Source organism: Brevibacillus sp. SKDU10, from assembly GCF_001645205.1.
GTDB classification, from domain to species: Bacteria; Bacillota; Bacilli; order Brevibacillales; family Brevibacillaceae; genus Brevibacillus_B; species Brevibacillus_B halotolerans.
Map to the genome: position 1 here is coordinate 14,550 of NZ_LSSO01000138.1, position 15,430 is coordinate 29,979.

Genomic DNA, 15,430 nt, shown 5'->3' on the forward strand with positions numbered 1-15,430 from the left:
CTGTTATATTCTTACTATGTAAAAAATTTTACTGAAAGGTTTGTTAATTTCAGCATATTTCAGAAATTATATTTACAGTCTTCAAAAAATCAGATAATGTATTACAAAAGAACATAGCAGTACAGTTGAGAGCGTAGGTAGAGAAGAGTAGATAGGTTTTTAGTAAACAGTGCAGGTTAGACCAGTATAGTACAGGTTTTATAGAGCTGAGGAGGAGAGTTTAGATGAGAAAAGCAACAGGTTTTATCATGTCTATTGGATTAGCGTTGTCATTAGCTGCATGTGGTGCTGCACCAACTGCAAAGCAGGAGGGAGTAACAGCAGCTGGACAAGGTACATCAGATAAGCAGGTCAAAATTGGTGTATCCCAATTTGTACAGCATCCTGCCCTAGATTCCATTTATCAAGGAATTAAGGATGGATTAAAAGATAAAGGCTTTGAAGAGGGCAAAAATCTGGAAGTAGATTATCAGAACGCAAACGGCGAACTGAATAATACCATCACAATTGCTCAGAAATTTGCCAGCGACAAGAAAGACGTGGCAGTGGCGATTGCTACTCCGTCCGCCCAATCGTTGGCTAAAGCTATTGAAGATGTTCCAGTAGTATTTACTACAGTGACAGATCCTGTATCAGCAGGATTAGTGCCTTCTTTAGATAAACCAGATAAGAATGTAACAGGAACTTCTGATAAATTGTCAATGGAAGTGCAGTTGCAGCTCGTTCAAAAGTTCATTCCTACCATCAAAAAAATCGGTGTCATCTATACTACATCAGAAGTAAATGCAGAGGTTCAGGTTAAGGATTTACAGGCGGCTGGTCAAAAAATGGGTATCGAAGTAGTCCCAGCAGGCATCAGCAGTCAAAATGAAGTGCAAATGGGCGCTCAATCCTTACTTGGCAAAGTGGAAGCTATTTTTATCCCGATTGATAATACAGTGGTTGCTTCCATTGAAGGCGTGCTTGGTGTAGCGGAGAAGGCTAAAGTACCGGTGTTCGCATCCGATATGGATACTGTAAAACGCGGTGCAGTAGCTACGTATGGCATTGATTATTACAAGATGGGCAAACAGACCGGGGAAATGGTCGCACGTATTCTGAATGGTCAGAGTGTGGCAAATACACCGGTTGAAGTTGGAAAGGATACCGAATTGGTCATTAACGAGAAGGCTGCTCAAAAGTTTGGTTTGACTATTTCAGATGATTTGCGTAAAGAAGCGAAAGAAATCGTGAAATAACAAAGGGGGCAGCGATGCCCTCTTTTTGGCGTGCGATTAGACAGGGTACTGCTTGAAGAGAGCAAAAATCCCTTTGATGTAGAAGGTTGAGATTAGTAAGCTGAGACGAGCACAGGAGGATGACAGATGAGTGTAGCAATGATGGGAGCTTTGGAACAAGGATTGTTATTTGCTGTAATGGCTTTAGGTGTTTATCTCACGTTTCGCATTCTTAACTTTCCTGATTTAACAGTAGATGGGAGCTTTGCCTTAGGTGGAGCAATGGCAGCTACCTTGATTTCGGAAGGAACAAATCCTGTATTAGCTACTTTAGTTGCCACAGGAGGTGGAGCATTAGCGGGAGCCTTTACAGGAGTACTTACTACGAAGGGGAAAATTAACGGGCTACTTGCAGGGATTTTAACCATGATTGCCCTATACTCGATTAATTTACGAATCATGGGTAAATCAAATGTTCCCCTATTACGTGAAACGACACTGTACTCAATGGCAAAGGATATGTCTATTCCAGACTTCACGGTGAATGGTATTACATTGTTTTCAGGAGTTGCGTTACTTTTCCTAGTGGGAGTTTTCCTCTTAAAAGGAGTCTTAGATTATTTTTTACATTCTGATATAGGGCTTGATCTGCGTGCTACTGGAGATAATCCAACTATGATACGGAGCTATGGTGTTGGTACGGATGGAACGTTAATTATGGGACTGGCCCTATCTAATGCACTCGTGGCCTTATCTGGGGCACTGATTGCCCAATTTCAAGGGTTTGGCGATGTAAACATGGGAATCGGCATGATTATCATCGGGCTCGCCTCTGTTATTATTGGAGAAGTGATTGTTGGCGATAAGAGCATCATGAGAGCTACATTTGCTGTTATTATTGGCTCCTTATTGTACCGATTTGTCATTGCCTATGCACTAAAAGTTGGTTTGAAACCTGGGGATATGAAGCTGATTACCGCTTTACTAGTGATTGTGGCACTTACTTTACCGAATGTTTTGCGCGGGATGAATAAGCACCTGCCTGTTTTAGGTAAAGGAGGGAATAAATCATGCTAAAGCTAACAGATGTATCTAAGCTATTTTATAGAGGAACCGTAAACGAGAAGATTGCTCTACAGCAAATTCATTTACATTTGAAGCCGGGCGATTTTGTAACCGTAATAGGCAGTAATGGAGCAGGTAAATCAACATTGCTAAATATGATCGGCGGAGCCTTGCTGCCGGATGGTGGACAAGTATGTATTGATGGGCAGGATGTAACACGCAGGGGAGAGCATCAACGCGCCAAATATATAGGGCGAGTATTCCAAGACCCAATGGCGGGAACCGCACCCCATATGACTATTGAGGAAAATCTAGCTATCGCACGAGCGCGAGGGGAACGTAGATTGTTCCGACTAGGGGTCACGAAGTCAAAACGGAGCTTCTTTCGCGAACAATTGAGCATTTTGGAGCAAGGGCTAGAAGATCGCTTGCAGGCTAAGGTAGGTCTATTGTCTGGAGGCCAACGTCAAGCTCTAAGCTTGTTAATGGCAACCCTGACTAAGCCAAAAATCTTGCTATTAGATGAACATACCGCAGCGCTTGATCCGAAGCGTGCAGCACTGATAACAGCACTGACTAAGCGAATTGTCGAACGTGATCAGCTAACGACTCTCATGGTCACACATAACATGGAGCAGGCACTTTCGCTAGGAAATCGATTGCTGATGCTGCATGAGGGCAAAATTATTTTGGACGTAGGGCAGGAGCAAAAAGCTAGCATGACGACAAAAGAGCTGTTACAGGCTTTTGAAACAGCGCGGGGCGAGAGCTTTACAGAGGATCGATATTTACTTTCGTAACAAACGAAACTATGAAAATACAAAAGCCAATGCTTATGGACAAAGGACCCAGGCATTGGCTTTTTATATGAAAATCCCTATTAGCCGTTGATCAGACGACCAATGATTGGATAGTAGTACGTTCTACCTGTAAGAGAGTAGAAAATACCTTTGATTGGGCAGTAGAGAGCCATGATTCCGAACACGATGAGGAACGGAATACCAATTAGTATAAACGACAAAGCCCAAGAAATACCGATCAATACAGACATGGAAATATGGAAAACGAGTGCTTGCAGAGCTACGTTTTTGACATATCGATCAGATGCAAGTAACCAAATAAGAATGGGCCCGATGATGGGAGCAAAAAAAGTGCTGGCATGGGACAGTAATTTTAACACTTGATTCATTTCCATAGCATAAACCTCCTATTCGTTATGGCAAATATCACGTAAGTAACAATAGATTCACATGATATCATGTTCCTAATGAATTTTCAAAATGTCATACTCAAAATATTTCTTTGTTTTACACTTTTATTTTACAAGTGAATCAATGTTTTTTATACCAGCAAACGAATGATTTTTATCTCCTACTAGAGACTGAGAGGAATAGTTAAATGAAAATCAAACAATTGTCGAAATATATATTCGATTTATCGAAAAAAATAAAAAAATGTAAAAGGATTTTAAGATAATGAAAAGAATGGTAAAAAGATACCCGAATATTGAGTTTTTATAGGGGGAAAGGAAGGTTTTCAGATGAAGTGGAGAAAGACAATGTCTGCACTGCTTGCCACCGCGCTGCTTTTTAGTACAATGGCAGGCGTACCAAGCATTACGGAAGCTAAGAGTAAGAAAGATACCAAGCAGCAAAAGCATCACCAGAAGAAGAAAAAAGACAAAGAAACGACAAAAGACAATTTTTCACCGGTAGACGAATCTACTCTTAACCTCGATCGTTTAGCGAAAAATCTACAGGCAAGAGGCATTATCGCTGAAGATGCTACTCAGGATGAGATTCGAGATTCTATCAAGGAATATCTGGAGAATAAGCGTATACCGAGCGGGCCAGATACCTCAAGCTCATTTGGTGCTGAGGCAAAGCGGAGTCAAGAAGCTGCTAAAGAAGAGGTCATCCAGAATGTAGCTGAATTTAAAGGAAAGAAGCGTTCCAGAAATTTTGATGACAATATGTTTGTTGATAATATCGTTGTTAGTCTCATTGAGTTTCCCGATCGGCTTCACAATGAATTACCAAAAGTGAAGGATTCGATATGGACGGCTGATTTTAATGAAGAGCATTATGAAAAAATGCTGTTTGAACCGGGCGGATATACTACGCCGGAGGGTACTTCAATGACCACAATGGCTAAATATTACGAGGAGCAATCCCGTGATACTTGGTCTGTAAATGGGATAGTAACACCTTGGATAACCGCTAAACATTCCTATAAATACTATGGGAAGAATAGGAATGGTGGGGATGCTCACCCACGTGAGCTAGTTATTGAATCCTTGGAGCAGGTAGGTAAGGCAATCGCTGGCCATGAGGAGGAATACGATCAACGTGACCCTTACGATCTTGATGGGGACGGAGATTTAAATGAACCGGATGGCATTTTGGATAACCTGATGCTGGTACATGCCGGTATCGGGGAAGAAACAGGAGAGGATGATGATGCGATCTGGTCACATCGTTGGACGCTGGAAGAGCCTGTTAAGATACCAGGAACCAATTTGCTTGCATATGATTATATGATTCAGCCAGAAGATGGAGCGCCAGGTGTTTTCAGTCATGAGTATGGACATAATTTGGGCTTACCGGACTTATATGATACGAATAAAGGCGGACACGATTCTCCAGTTGGAGCTTGGTCATTAATGTCAAGCGGTAGTCACACAGGCTATGTATTTCAAACAGAACCAACTAGTCTTGATCCATGGTCTAAGATGATGCTGCAAGAAATGTACGGAGGCAAATGGGTATCTCCAAAGGTAGTAGATTATGCTGACCTTCGCAAGAAACAGAAGTTTACATTGCATGAAGCGGTAAACAAAGATATTGATAATAACATGGTACTTAAAATTGATATGCCTGAGATTTTGAAGGATGCACCAACGAAGCCCTTCCAAGGTGAATATTCTTATTTTTCGGATGAGGGCGATAATTTAACAAGTACGATTACCACTCCTGAAATAGACCTCACGGATGCTACGGAAGCGACAATGACTGTAGATATGTGGAGGAGTATTGAAAAAAATTACGATTTCTTATACCTAAATGCTATTGATGTAGATACAGGCGAGGAGGAATTAGTAGAGGATTGGAGCGATGATCCCGAGGAATGGGAGGAAGTAGAGATTGATCTCTCTGATTATGTCGGGAAAAAAATGAAATTCCAATTCGAATATGTGACAGATGCTGCTACGACGAAGCAAGGAGTATATCTGGATAACATCGTAGTATCAGTTGATGGTGACGAGGTATTTAAAGATGACGCAGAAGGGGAGCCTAAGATGGAATTAGACGGCTTCACTCAATTCGATGGAAAAGGTAAAAAATATGATGCCTATTATCTCGTAGAATTACGCTCTTATAACGGTGCTGATGAAGGATTGAAATATTTTCGCCGTGGAGAAACATTTTTAACCTATGATCCTGGAATGGTTATTTGGTATTACGATGGGAAATATGGTGCGACGGAAGATAATAAAACCAGCTTGCATCCTGGTCATGGAATGCTTGGCGTCGTTGATTCCCATCAACAAATCCGTTATTGGGACGATAACAAGAAGAAACCAGCCGATGCGCGTTACCAAGTAAGCGATGCTGCATTTAGTCCAAATCCTACCAGTGAAATTAATCTGGAATATATCTTGGGCAAGATATGGAGTCCGTCGAGGAAGGGTGTAACAACCTTCTCTGATGAAAAGGATTACTCGATGCCAGGCTTAGAGGATGTAGGAATGGTACTGCCACAGGTAGGTCTTGCCATCAAGATTAAGGATGTTGAGGAGGACTACTCAAAGGCTACAATCGAAGTGTGGAAAGACTAGAGAATAGGACAAAAAAAGACAACTTGTTAGAAAGTCTTCACCGAAAATTAGAAAATAGGTTACATGAATTCGAGCATTTGTGATAACATATGAATTGTTGGAAACAGCAACCTATTTCGACAAAAAATTACAAAAATATTGTCGATCCTCATAGAAAAACCGCAGGTGGCCGAACACCTGCGGCGATCGCAAATAGTCGTACGGGGTAGGTAGCCGTTCGAGTCAGCCATGACCACTTTTCTGTTTATTAGACAGACTAGTGGTCATTTCCGTTTGGCAGAGGCGGTCAGCAAGGCTATGATGAGTGTCCCAAACGTAATCATCAATGATAAGCCTTCATACACTGACATATGCCCACCCCCTTTCCGTGGGGATACGGTCCGCCTTACCGTCGTTTGACTTATCTGCTTAAAATTTATTATATCATGATATTTTCCTTTGTTGTATTATTTTGTAAAATGTCATGATTGTTAAATCATTTTTAGACCGCTGATTAAAATAATAACGCAAATCATGTAGCGTAAATGAATGGTAGGTACTTTAAGAGCAAGCAAACTCCCAATAAAAACACCGGGAATTGAACCTGTTAACAGTTGGAACACGGTAGCATAATTGATGTTTCCATATAGTATATGAGTGAAACCAGCAGCGGTAACAAGAAAGAAAGCGTGAGCAATATCGGTTCCGACCGTTGAGGCACCTCGCATTTGAAATAGGTAAAGCAAAACAAGGGCAAATAGGGAACCGCTGCCAACAGAGGTAAAGCCTACGATAAAGCCTAAAATGGCCCCTGAAGTAATGACTAACATACTTTTTTCTTGCGTAGTTTTTAGTTGCCATTTGTTTGGCGTCGCTTTTTTATGAGATTGAATCGTTTTGATCAGCATGACAATAGGAATGAGAATCAGCGCAAAACCTAATACCTTTTTGACTACTACATCAGCCGAACCGAAATTTGTTTGTATCCAATGTAGAGAATGAACGGCGAGAATGGCGCTGGGAACACTTCCAATACCTAAATAGAATACAATGGTCCAGTCCACAGTTTTTTGTCTCCAATGCTGGAGAGTGCCAAATATTTTTGTAATGGAGTTGTAGACAAGGTCTGTTCCTACGGCGATCGTTGGTTGAATTCCCATCATGATTAAGAAGGGCGTCAGTAATGCTGCCCCACCTACTCCTGTTAATCCGACAAGAAAGCCAACTAACGCACCGATGAGAGTTAATGAAATATCGATCATGCGAACCCCTCTCTTCTATGGGCGAATGTACCTTAATATGGTATGGAACAGAGAGAATCAGGGTGCGTATCGGCCAAAAAATGGGCGAGGAGCAGTTGTTATGTGCTAACTGCGTTTCTATTGTTGACTGTATATGGAAAGATTCGCTACAATGAATGCGAATCTATTTATGAAAAAAATCACTTCTTAGCTATAGACTTTCGAGTAAATATTCCGCTGTTATAGGATATGGGATCACTTATTTTGAAAGAAGGAAAGGAGCCTTGCAATATGGAACACGAGGTTGACTTAAAGGAGTCCGGCACCTCTTTCCTAGATGATATGGATACAAAACAAGTGCAAACTGAACCCGCAACGCTATCAGATTATGTACAACTAATGAAACCAGGTATTATTTTTTCTAACTTGCTCACTGCTTTTGCTGGTATTTGGCTTGCTTCAGCAGGATTTAAAAATTTTCAATTTGACCTGACGATCTATACGTTGATTGGAACTTCTGTCATTATTGGCTCTGGCGCTGTGCTGAATAACTATCTGGATCGCGATCTGGATAAAAGAATGAAACGAACGCAAAACCGTGCCTTAGCATCAGGACGAATCCAACCACGTAATGCATTGATTTTTGGACTAGGTTTATTATTGCTTGGATTGATAGTGCTGTTCTTTCTAGCTAATCCGCTGGCAGCAGTTTGTGGTCTGGTGGGGCACATTTTTTATGTGTTAATTTATACGCCGATGAAGCGTGTCAGCACTTTGAATACCGTGGTAGGCAGTGTCTCAGGAGCCATGCCGCCTTTAATTGGCTGGGCTGCCGTAACAGGAACGCTTGATTTAGGAGCTTGGACTTTGTTTCTAATCATTTTCTTGTGGCAATCTCCGCACTTCTTGTCATTGGCTATGATGAAGGTGGAGGATTACCGAGCTGGCGGTATCCCAATGCTTCCGGTGGTACGCGGATTTGAAGAGACCAAGCGTCAGATGTTCTTCTGGGGTGCTGCACTACTGCCGGCATCACTCATTTTATTCCTATACGGGAATGTAGGTATGTTATATTTTATTGTCGCATCCATCATGGGGATTATTTATGTAGTGCTTCTCTTCCAAGGTTTTTCTGCCAAGGATGATATGGCATGGGCGAAAAAGCTATTTGGTTATTCGCTCATTTACTTAACAGTGATGTGTGCAGCCATGGTTATCAGCGCTATTTTGGTTCACTTATAAAAAAGTTTGAAAAGTTGACATGTTTATCACACATTAATATAGGAACATCTCTTGCAAAGCGGGGGATGTTTCTTTACTGTTAAAGGAAGTAAGAAAAAATTCGGAATAAAGGAATTTATTAAAAAGATGGCGGTTACATTTTTGCGCCAGCTAGGTTCGTTGCTTCTTCAAAAAGATTTGCTACATTAATAAAAGAGGTATGGAAATGGACAAAAATGTAAAACGATTAGCGATCCTCTCGACCCTTGTTATGTTTATCGTGATGATTGCCGGTTCTTTAGTAACCAAAACTAATTCTGGTCTCGGCTGTGGAAATGATTGGCCACTGTGTAACGGGAAGTTTGTTCCCTCCTATGCTTTGGAGTCGATCATTGAGTATGTTCATCGATTAACCACCGGTCTAGCAGGGATAGTAGTGGTTGTCTTTTCTATTTACTCGATCTTTAAATACAAGGGCAATAAAGAAGTATTAGGGCTAGCAATTTTCGGAATGTTTTTTATTGTAGTAGAATCTATCCTAGGAGCCTCTGCAGTCATTTGGCCACAATCTTCACCTGTCTTAGCTCTTCATTTTGGCTTTTCTTTACTCGCTTATACAGGGGTATTTATGCTCACGATGTTTGTGATTAACCATGAACGCCTCCAGAAAATAATCAAGGGAACTGTAAAAAAAGGCTTTGGTTTATATGTGTGGATGGTAAGTTTATACGCTTACGGGGTTGTGTATTTGGGTGCCTACGTGCGTCATACAGGCTCCAGCTTGGGCTGTTCGGGCTGGCCGCTTTGTAATGGAAAGCTTATTCCAGAATTGAGTGGTCAGGTAGGTGTTCAGTTTTTACATAGGGTGGCTGCTGCTGTATTGGTGCTGTTGATTATCGGAATTTATGTATATGCTGCCAAACATTATAAAGAATCACGCAAAGATATTTATACCTGCTCTAAGCTAGCGCTTGTATTGGTTATTCTTCAAGTTCTTAGTGGAGGCTTAGTGGTATTTGCTAATTTGGAATTATATGCTACTTTGACACATTCTGCCATCATTACAGTATTTTTTGGCATTCTATGCTACTTAGGCTTACAGACATTGAAGAGGCCATCCTAAAAAGCGGAGATGGAAAAGAGCGAGGTGTTCTCGCTCTTTTTCTTAGGTAGACGGATGAGTAGCTGAGGAAGCCTGATCATCCTCCATGTATTCGTCCTGCAAGACGGAGTATACCTTTGAATCCCGCAGTTCCCCTTTGATTAACACATTTTTACGCAACGTTCCTTCATAAACCATCCCCAATCGTTGCATGACACGTTCAGATAGAGTGTTAGTTGCTTCACATTTACCTTCCATGCGAACGAGACCGATTTCTTTAAACCCATAAGCCATTACTGCCCGAAGCGATTCGTATGTCATTCCTTTTCCGCGATAGTCAGGATGAAGGACTGCACCTAATGAAGCGCTTTTTTCTTTTTCTGCATATTGAAAAAGACCTGCGACTCCAATGGTTTTACCAGATTCTCGATGATAGATCGCCCAAATAAAGGCTTTTTTCTCTACGCAATCGGCCATTCGTTTTTCTAAGTACAGAACCGTATCTAATTTGCTTTTATGGATTTTTCTAGGAACGTGATGTGTGGTTTCTTCCTTTGAAAAGATTTCAAAAAGGTCATCGGCCTGATGCAAGGATAGATGGAGGAGCATGAGTCGTTCGGTTACGAGAACAGGGTAGTCGGTTATCATTGATCCAACTCCTTTATATGTATTAGTTCCTTGAACGTATTTTTTCTTATTCTATGTATATCACAGGTTTTGGTAGAAACCAAAAGAATATCTCCAAAACTTTCATCACTATCTTTTCTGAAGCAACCCTCTTACTTCTGGTACAATAGGTAAAAGCAAACAAATGATCGATAGAGGTGGAAAGATGCGTATTTTGCATACAGCAGACTGGCACTTCGGCAGATTGCTAGAAGGCCGGGATAGACGTATAGAACAAGCGGCTTTTGTAGACGAACTATGCCAGATTGTTGAGGATAAACAAATAGATTTAGTAGTGATAGCAGGTGATGTATATGACTCTGTAAACCCACCGGCATGGGCGGAGGAGCTGTATTATGAAGCCTTAGAGAGATTGTCAGCAGAAGGTAAGCGCGGGGTAGTCGTTATTGCAGGCAATCACGACCAACCAGAACGGGTGCGCGCTGCTTCGCCACTAGCTCATAAGCATGGAATTGTGTTGCTTGGATTGCCTAAGGAGCAGCCTTTGCTTACTAAGACTGAGGCGTCAGCAGATAAAGTAAGAATCATCGATGGAGGATCATCTTGGTTTGAAATTGCTATTCCAGGAGTAGACCATACCGCTGTAGTGGTGGCTTTATCATATCCTTCAGAAGCACGATTAAAAGAATTGATTAGTGAAAGCTTTACACCAGAGCAAATGCAACAGGCATTTAGCGAGAGAATCAAAGACCTCCTCCATGATTTAGCCAGCCATTTTCGACAGGATACGGTCAATATTATAACAAGCCATCTGTTTGCTATGGGCGGAATGGAGACTGACTCGGAGCGTCCCATACAGATTGGTGGGACACATACTGTCTCGCTGGATGCGTTTCCTCCACAAGCAGATTATGTTGCCTTAGGTCATTTGCACCGTTTGCAAAAACTAAGCGAAGCACCATTGATTCGCTATAGTGGCTCACCGTTATCGTACAGCTTTTCGGAGGCGGGACAAAGCAAGGCGGTGGTGATGGTGGAGATTATTCCGGGTCAGCAACCGACAGAAGAAATTATTTATTTAAAATGCGGTCGTACTCTGGCAAGATGGAAAGCGGCTGGCGGAATAGCAGAAGTTGAAAAGTGGCTGGAGGAAGGAAAAGATGCAGATTGTTGGATTGATTTAGAAATTCACGTGGATGATGTGATTGATCCAGCAGAGTTTCAACGTATTCGCAAGCTGAGCGATAACTTTGTAAAGGTACAGCGCGTGCTGGTTGTCTCCACAGAACAGGAGAGGCAGGAAGTAGAAAAACGCGAGGAATTAAATCCCGTACAGCTTTTTACTCGTTTCTATGAACGAAAGCGTGGAACATCACCAGATGAACAGGTTATTCAATTATTTTCCCGTATGATGATAGCCTCTGATGCTGAGACAAAGAAACAGCCAGGAGGAGATGAATAATGAAGCCTATTTACTTGAAGCTATCAGGATTAAATAGTTATCGAGATTTGCAGGAGATTGACTTTGAAACGTTGTGTGAAGCCGGATTGTTTGGGATTTTTGGCCCTACTGGCAGCGGTAAATCCACCATTTTAGACGCGATTACGCTAGCGTTGTATGGACAGGTTGTTCGTACAGGGGGAGGTTCGCATCCACACGAGGTTCTCAATCAATTGGAGTCACGGCTGTTTGTCTCCTTTACCTTTGAATTAGGAGGGGCGAGCCAACGACAGCGCTTTACCATCGAGAGGGAGTTTGGTCTAAATAAAAATGGTAATCGAAAGCAGCCGGAAGTACGTTTAATTCAACATGGCTTACTTGATGGTGAACAAGATCAGGTGCTGGAATCTAAAGCAACAGCAGCTACATCCATGATCGAGAAGCTGGTGGGTTTAACCATTCATGATTTCACACGGGCAGTCGTGCTACCGCAAGGCCAATTTTCTAAGTTTTTGACCTTAAAAGGCAGTGAGCGAAATGAAATGCTCCAGCGTATTTTTCATTTGCACGAGTATGGCGAAAAGCTGATGCAACGGGTCAAGGAGCAGATAGACAGCAATAAAGCCTCTCTGCATCAGTTAGAAGTGGAAGAAGCACGGCTAGGTGATGCGAGCGAGGAGGCTGTTGAAGCGGCGATTCAGGAGGCAGCAGGATTAGAGAAGGAGTATGCGGAAGCGGAGCAGATTCACAAGGCTTTGTTGAATCAAAAGAATGAATGGGAACAAATTCGCAAGTGGCAGTTCGAATTGGGGGAAATCCAACAAAAGCTGACACAGCTTGAAGAGCAGGCTCAACAAATCATGCTGCGAAAAAATGAAATAGCTAGACTGGAGGCATCTGTTTCCCTTTATCCATTGGTGCAAAAGGAACGACAGACGATAAAGCTATGGGAAGATGGTAAGCAACAGTTGCTTGCTAAACGAGTAGAGCGGGAGCAAGTAGAGCTGCGTTGCCAAGAGGCTGAACAAGTAAGCCAACAAGCCCAACAACGATTGCGACAAGAGGAGCCACAGCTAATTCAAAAGCGAATCGAACTGCAGCAAGCCGCAGAATGGGAGCAAGAAATAGTAAAATTAGCTCAGGAAATCGGGCAATACCAGACGGAGATCCGTTTATTACAGCAGCAAATAGATCAGGATGAGGCTATGCTGTCAGCGCTTGATCAGAAAAGAGCGGTAGCAGCTCAGGACCTGCAAAAGATTGATGCTGAATGGCAACAGACCACATTACGTTCAGAGGAACGCAAAGCGATTCGTGCGATGCAACAGGCCAAAATTGCCTTTATTCAGGAAGAGCAGCGTTTTGTAAGCACCGAGCGTGAAGCAACGGAGCTATCTCAAAAGGTACAGCTTGGTCAAACCCGATTAAAAGAAGCAGATAGCTTCTATATTCATGCTCATGAAAAACGTAAAGAGACCGAAACCGCGTTAGTTGAAAAAGAAGCGCAGCCGATCAGAAGTGAAGAAGACATTACTCGGTTACGTGAACAGCTAGTAGATGTAAAACGCATCGGCATTGATTGGCGTGGCTTCGAAAAAAAGCAGGATGATTGGCAATTAAAATGGACGGACTGGACTGCTTTACATGCGGATGTAACAACAAGATTGCAGCAGGCAGAACAAACATTGAAACACCTAGAAACCAAGAGAGTGGCTAGTCAGGATCAGGTAAAAGAGTGGGAGACAAAATGGGCTTCTTGGCAGCAGGCTAATATGGCTCATGCGTTGCGTTTACAGCTAAGAGCTAATGAAGAGTGCCCGGTTTGTGGATCAATGCATCATCCTTATAAGGATACAGATACGGATACCGGCAATACCGTGCAGACAACAGCCCAAGCTCCTTCGCTGCAACAGCAGGAAACGGCTTTGCGTGACCGTCGGGCCAACTTAGATCACATGCTTGAACAGGTGGAAGAGGAATGGAGGAGTGCCTCGGAAGCTTGTCAGCAGATAAGAGTCGAGCTGGCTGGGTTATTGGAACGAAAGGATTCCTTGCAAAAGGAAAATGCACAGATTGATCAAGATTTGCAGCATATCAAACACCAATTAATTCAATTGGGCGAAGAGTGGGTTGTAGGGTCTGTCGATGAATTGGGCGGGAAGTTCAAACAGGTTAGTCAAGAAGTAAAAGAACTCTCGGAACAACGTCACAGCCATGTGAAACAACTAGAAGAATTGCAAAAGCTTCTTCGTGAACAACGTGATGAAGAGCTGGAAAAAAAGGCGCAACATGAAAAAATCACGACCTGGCTGGAAGGTCAGCAGGAGCAGCTACAGCAAGTTAACAAGCGTCTGTTGGAGCATCAAAAGGCGTTAGTAACGGCAGAACAGCAATTGGATGAACTACGGGGGGAAATTCCACGAGATCAGATTGAAGCTCATCACGCCAGAATGGAAAAGATGGAGCAAAGACAGGAAGAGCTGCGTACGCTACGCGTGAATCTGGAAAAATCCCTTGAGGAATTACAGCAACAAAAGCAAGTTCAGATAGAACAGCGCGGAGAAAAACAAGCCAGACTAACAGCGTTACATCAACGCTATGACGATCGAGAGGCACAATATAAAGCTAAACAAGAGCAATGGCAGATACGTACACAAGGTAGACCGGCTAATGAATTATTGCAGTTGTTGGAGCAGAATCTACAAGAGCTACAGACAGCAGCAGAACAAGCAGATACTCTAAAGCTTCAACTGACAAATCAGCGGCAACAATTGATAGAATCATTGGTTTCATTAGAAGAAACAAATTTACAGCTTACGAAGCAAGCTAAGGAATTGGAATTGGAAGTTGAACAAGCTTTGTCGCATGCTATGTTTGCTGATCGGGAAACCGTCTATGAATATTATGAGCGCCGAGCTTTATTGGAGTCGTATCAGACAGAGGTAGAAAGCTACCAAAAGCAGCTAACGGAATTGGCTTATGCTAAGACACGGTTGGTTGAATCCCTTGCTGATCGGTCTGTAAGCGAGGAGGCTTACAATGAGCTATATACCTCCTTTTCAGAAGGAGAGCGACGCTTGTCTGAATGTAGGGAAGCTTTAACATTGGCAAAAGAGAGACTTCTTATCGTGCAACAAAATCACGAGAAATGGGAAAAAATAGAGAAAGAATTCGGTGCTGTCATTGATGAGCAGAGCCGTTTAGAAGAGTTACGAAAGCTGTTTGAAGGAAAAGCATTTGTTCAGTATATTGCTGAAGAAAAGATGATGACGATTGCCCGTGATGCTACCTATCATTTAGGACGTATGACGAAAGGCCGCTATGCACTGGAAATTGGGGATGGTGGAGAATTCGTATTGCGAGATGAAGCAGCGGGTGGACTGCGCCGTGCTGTTAACACTTTATCTGGAGGGGAAACATTCTTAACGGCTTTGTCTCTGGCATTGGCCTTATCCGTTGAAATTCAAATGCGGGGAGGTCGTTTAGAATTCTTCTTCTTAGATGAAGGGTTTGGAACCTTAGATCCTGAATTGCTAGAGGTTGTGTTGGATGCTTTAGAGAAGCTAAGAATGAGCCAATTTACGATAGGATTAATTAGCCATGTACCGGAACTAAAATTGCGTATGCCGCGGCGACTGGTCATTACCCCTGCTGAACCGCTTGGGTCTGGTAGTCGCATTCATATGGAGATGGAATAGG

12 protein-coding genes are annotated in these 15,430 nt (G+C 42.5%); 8 read left to right on the forward strand and 4 right to left on the reverse strand.

Annotated elements, in window-relative coordinates; genetic code table 11:
- Positions 1 to 224 precede the first annotated feature (224 nt).
- The 3 genes from AYJ08_RS08560 (at position 225) to AYJ08_RS08570 (ending at position 3,082) form a co-directional block, all read left to right on the forward strand.
- On the forward strand, positions 225 to 1,238 hold the full coding sequence (locus tag AYJ08_RS08560; RefSeq protein ID WP_064017361.1) for an ABC transporter substrate-binding protein: 1,014 nt from the start codon (positions 225 to 227) through the stop codon (positions 1,236 to 1,238).
- Positions 1,239 to 1,364: 126 nt separating this feature from the next.
- Positions 1,365 to 2,294 carry an ABC transporter permease gene (locus AYJ08_RS08565; protein ID WP_064017362.1) on the forward strand — a complete coding sequence of 310 codons (930 nt, stop codon included), beginning with the start codon at positions 1,365 to 1,367 and terminating at the stop codon, positions 2,292 to 2,294.
- Positions 2,288 to 3,082 (forward strand): ABC transporter ATP-binding protein, encoded by a 795-nt coding sequence (locus tag AYJ08_RS08570; protein ID WP_064017363.1) that lies wholly within the window; start codon positions 2,288 to 2,290, stop codon positions 3,080 to 3,082. The genes AYJ08_RS08565 and AYJ08_RS08570 overlap by 7 nt, the downstream gene beginning before the upstream one ends.
- Before the next feature lie 80 nt (positions 3,083 to 3,162).
- Here AYJ08_RS08570 and AYJ08_RS08575 read toward each other — a convergent pair whose 3' ends face one another.
- Positions 3,163 to 3,477 (reverse strand): DUF4870 domain-containing protein, encoded by a 315-nt coding sequence (locus AYJ08_RS08575; RefSeq protein WP_003334459.1) that lies wholly within the window; start codon positions 3,475 to 3,477, stop codon positions 3,163 to 3,165.
- 345 nt (positions 3,478 to 3,822) lie between these two features.
- On the opposite strand from AYJ08_RS08575, the gene AYJ08_RS08580 reads away from it, so the two are divergent.
- On the forward strand, positions 3,823 to 6,120 hold the full coding sequence (locus tag AYJ08_RS08580; RefSeq protein WP_064017364.1) for an immune inhibitor A domain-containing protein: 2,298 nt from the start codon (positions 3,823 to 3,825) through the stop codon (positions 6,118 to 6,120).
- A 263-nt stretch (positions 6,121 to 6,383) separates the two neighbouring features.
- On the opposite strand, the gene AYJ08_RS23485 is transcribed toward AYJ08_RS08580, so the two are convergent.
- Both AYJ08_RS23485 and AYJ08_RS08585 read right to left on the reverse strand, forming a co-directional pair.
- The gene (locus tag AYJ08_RS23485; RefSeq protein ID WP_113756953.1) at positions 6,384 to 6,470 is read right to left on the reverse strand and encodes a putative holin-like toxin; all 87 of its coding nucleotides are present in this window, start codon (positions 6,468 to 6,470) and stop codon (positions 6,384 to 6,386) included.
- Between the two features lie 120 nt (positions 6,471 to 6,590).
- A complete protein-coding gene (locus AYJ08_RS08585; protein WP_064017365.1) occupies positions 6,591 to 7,361 on the reverse strand; it encodes a sulfite exporter TauE/SafE family protein in 771 nt (256 codons plus the stop codon).
- 270 nt (positions 7,362 to 7,631) lie between these two features.
- Between AYJ08_RS08585 and cyoE the strand changes: the two genes are divergently transcribed.
- Together cyoE and AYJ08_RS08595 are read left to right on the forward strand one after the other, a co-directional pair.
- On the forward strand, positions 7,632 to 8,582 hold the full coding sequence (cyoE, locus tag AYJ08_RS08590; RefSeq protein ID WP_031411643.1) for a heme o synthase: 951 nt from the start codon (positions 7,632 to 7,634) through the stop codon (positions 8,580 to 8,582).
- A 205-nt stretch (positions 8,583 to 8,787) separates the two neighbouring features.
- Positions 8,788 to 9,684 carry a COX15/CtaA family protein gene (locus AYJ08_RS08595; protein WP_064017366.1) on the forward strand — a complete coding sequence of 299 codons (897 nt, stop codon included), beginning with the start codon at positions 8,788 to 8,790 and terminating at the stop codon, positions 9,682 to 9,684.
- A 42-nt stretch (positions 9,685 to 9,726) separates the two neighbouring features.
- Here AYJ08_RS08595 and AYJ08_RS08600 read toward each other — a convergent pair whose 3' ends face one another.
- Positions 9,727 to 10,311, reverse strand: coding sequence for a GNAT family N-acetyltransferase (locus AYJ08_RS08600; protein ID WP_064017367.1), 585 nt, complete (start codon positions 10,309 to 10,311; stop codon positions 9,727 to 9,729).
- A 184-nt stretch (positions 10,312 to 10,495) separates the two neighbouring features.
- On the opposite strand from AYJ08_RS08600, the gene AYJ08_RS08605 reads away from it, so the two are divergent.
- Together AYJ08_RS08605 and AYJ08_RS08610 are read left to right on the forward strand one after the other, a co-directional pair.
- Complete coding sequence (locus AYJ08_RS08605) at positions 10,496 to 11,752, forward strand: exonuclease SbcCD subunit D (protein WP_064017368.1); 1,257 nt, start codon at positions 10,496 to 10,498, stop codon at positions 11,750 to 11,752.
- The gene (locus AYJ08_RS08610; RefSeq protein WP_064017369.1) at positions 11,752 to 15,429 is read left to right on the forward strand and encodes an AAA family ATPase; all 3,678 of its coding nucleotides are present in this window, start codon (positions 11,752 to 11,754) and stop codon (positions 15,427 to 15,429) included. Before AYJ08_RS08605 ends, AYJ08_RS08610 begins: the two co-directional genes overlap by 1 nt.
- Position 15,430 lies beyond the last annotated feature (1 nt).

What these genes read in the sequence shown, in the direction of transcription:
- AYJ08_RS08565 (WP_064017362.1), top strand. Translation starts at nt 1,365, where the DNA reads ATGAGTGTAGCAATGATGGGAGCTTTGGAACAAGGATTGTTATTTGCT.
- AYJ08_RS08605 (WP_064017368.1), top strand. Translation starts at nt 10,496, where the DNA reads ATGCGTATTTTGCATACAGCAGACTGGCACTTCGGCAGATTGCTAGAA.
- AYJ08_RS08575 (WP_003334459.1), bottom strand. Translation starts at nt 3,477, where the DNA reads ATGGAAATGAATCAAGTGTTAAAATTACTGTCCCATGCCAGCACTTTT.
- AYJ08_RS08600 (WP_064017367.1), bottom strand. Translation starts at nt 10,311, where the DNA reads ATGATAACCGACTACCCTGTTCTCGTAACCGAACGACTCATGCTCCTC.
- AYJ08_RS08585 (WP_064017365.1), bottom strand. Translation starts at nt 7,361, where the DNA reads ATGATCGATATTTCATTAACTCTCATCGGTGCGTTAGTTGGCTTTCTT.
- AYJ08_RS08580 (WP_064017364.1), top strand. Translation starts at nt 3,823, where the DNA reads ATGAAGTGGAGAAAGACAATGTCTGCACTGCTTGCCACCGCGCTGCTT.
- AYJ08_RS08570 (WP_064017363.1), top strand. Translation starts at nt 2,288, where the DNA reads ATGCTAAAGCTAACAGATGTATCTAAGCTATTTTATAGAGGAACCGTA.
- AYJ08_RS08610 (WP_064017369.1), top strand. Translation starts at nt 11,752, where the DNA reads ATGAAGCCTATTTACTTGAAGCTATCAGGATTAAATAGTTATCGAGAT.
- cyoE (WP_031411643.1), top strand. Translation starts at nt 7,632, where the DNA reads ATGGAACACGAGGTTGACTTAAAGGAGTCCGGCACCTCTTTCCTAGAT.
- AYJ08_RS08560 (WP_064017361.1), top strand. Translation starts at nt 225, where the DNA reads ATGAGAAAAGCAACAGGTTTTATCATGTCTATTGGATTAGCGTTGTCA.
- AYJ08_RS08595 (WP_064017366.1), top strand. Translation starts at nt 8,788, where the DNA reads ATGGACAAAAATGTAAAACGATTAGCGATCCTCTCGACCCTTGTTATG.
- AYJ08_RS23485 (WP_113756953.1), bottom strand. Translation starts at nt 6,470, where the DNA reads ATGTCAGTGTATGAAGGCTTATCATTGATGATTACGTTTGGGACACTC.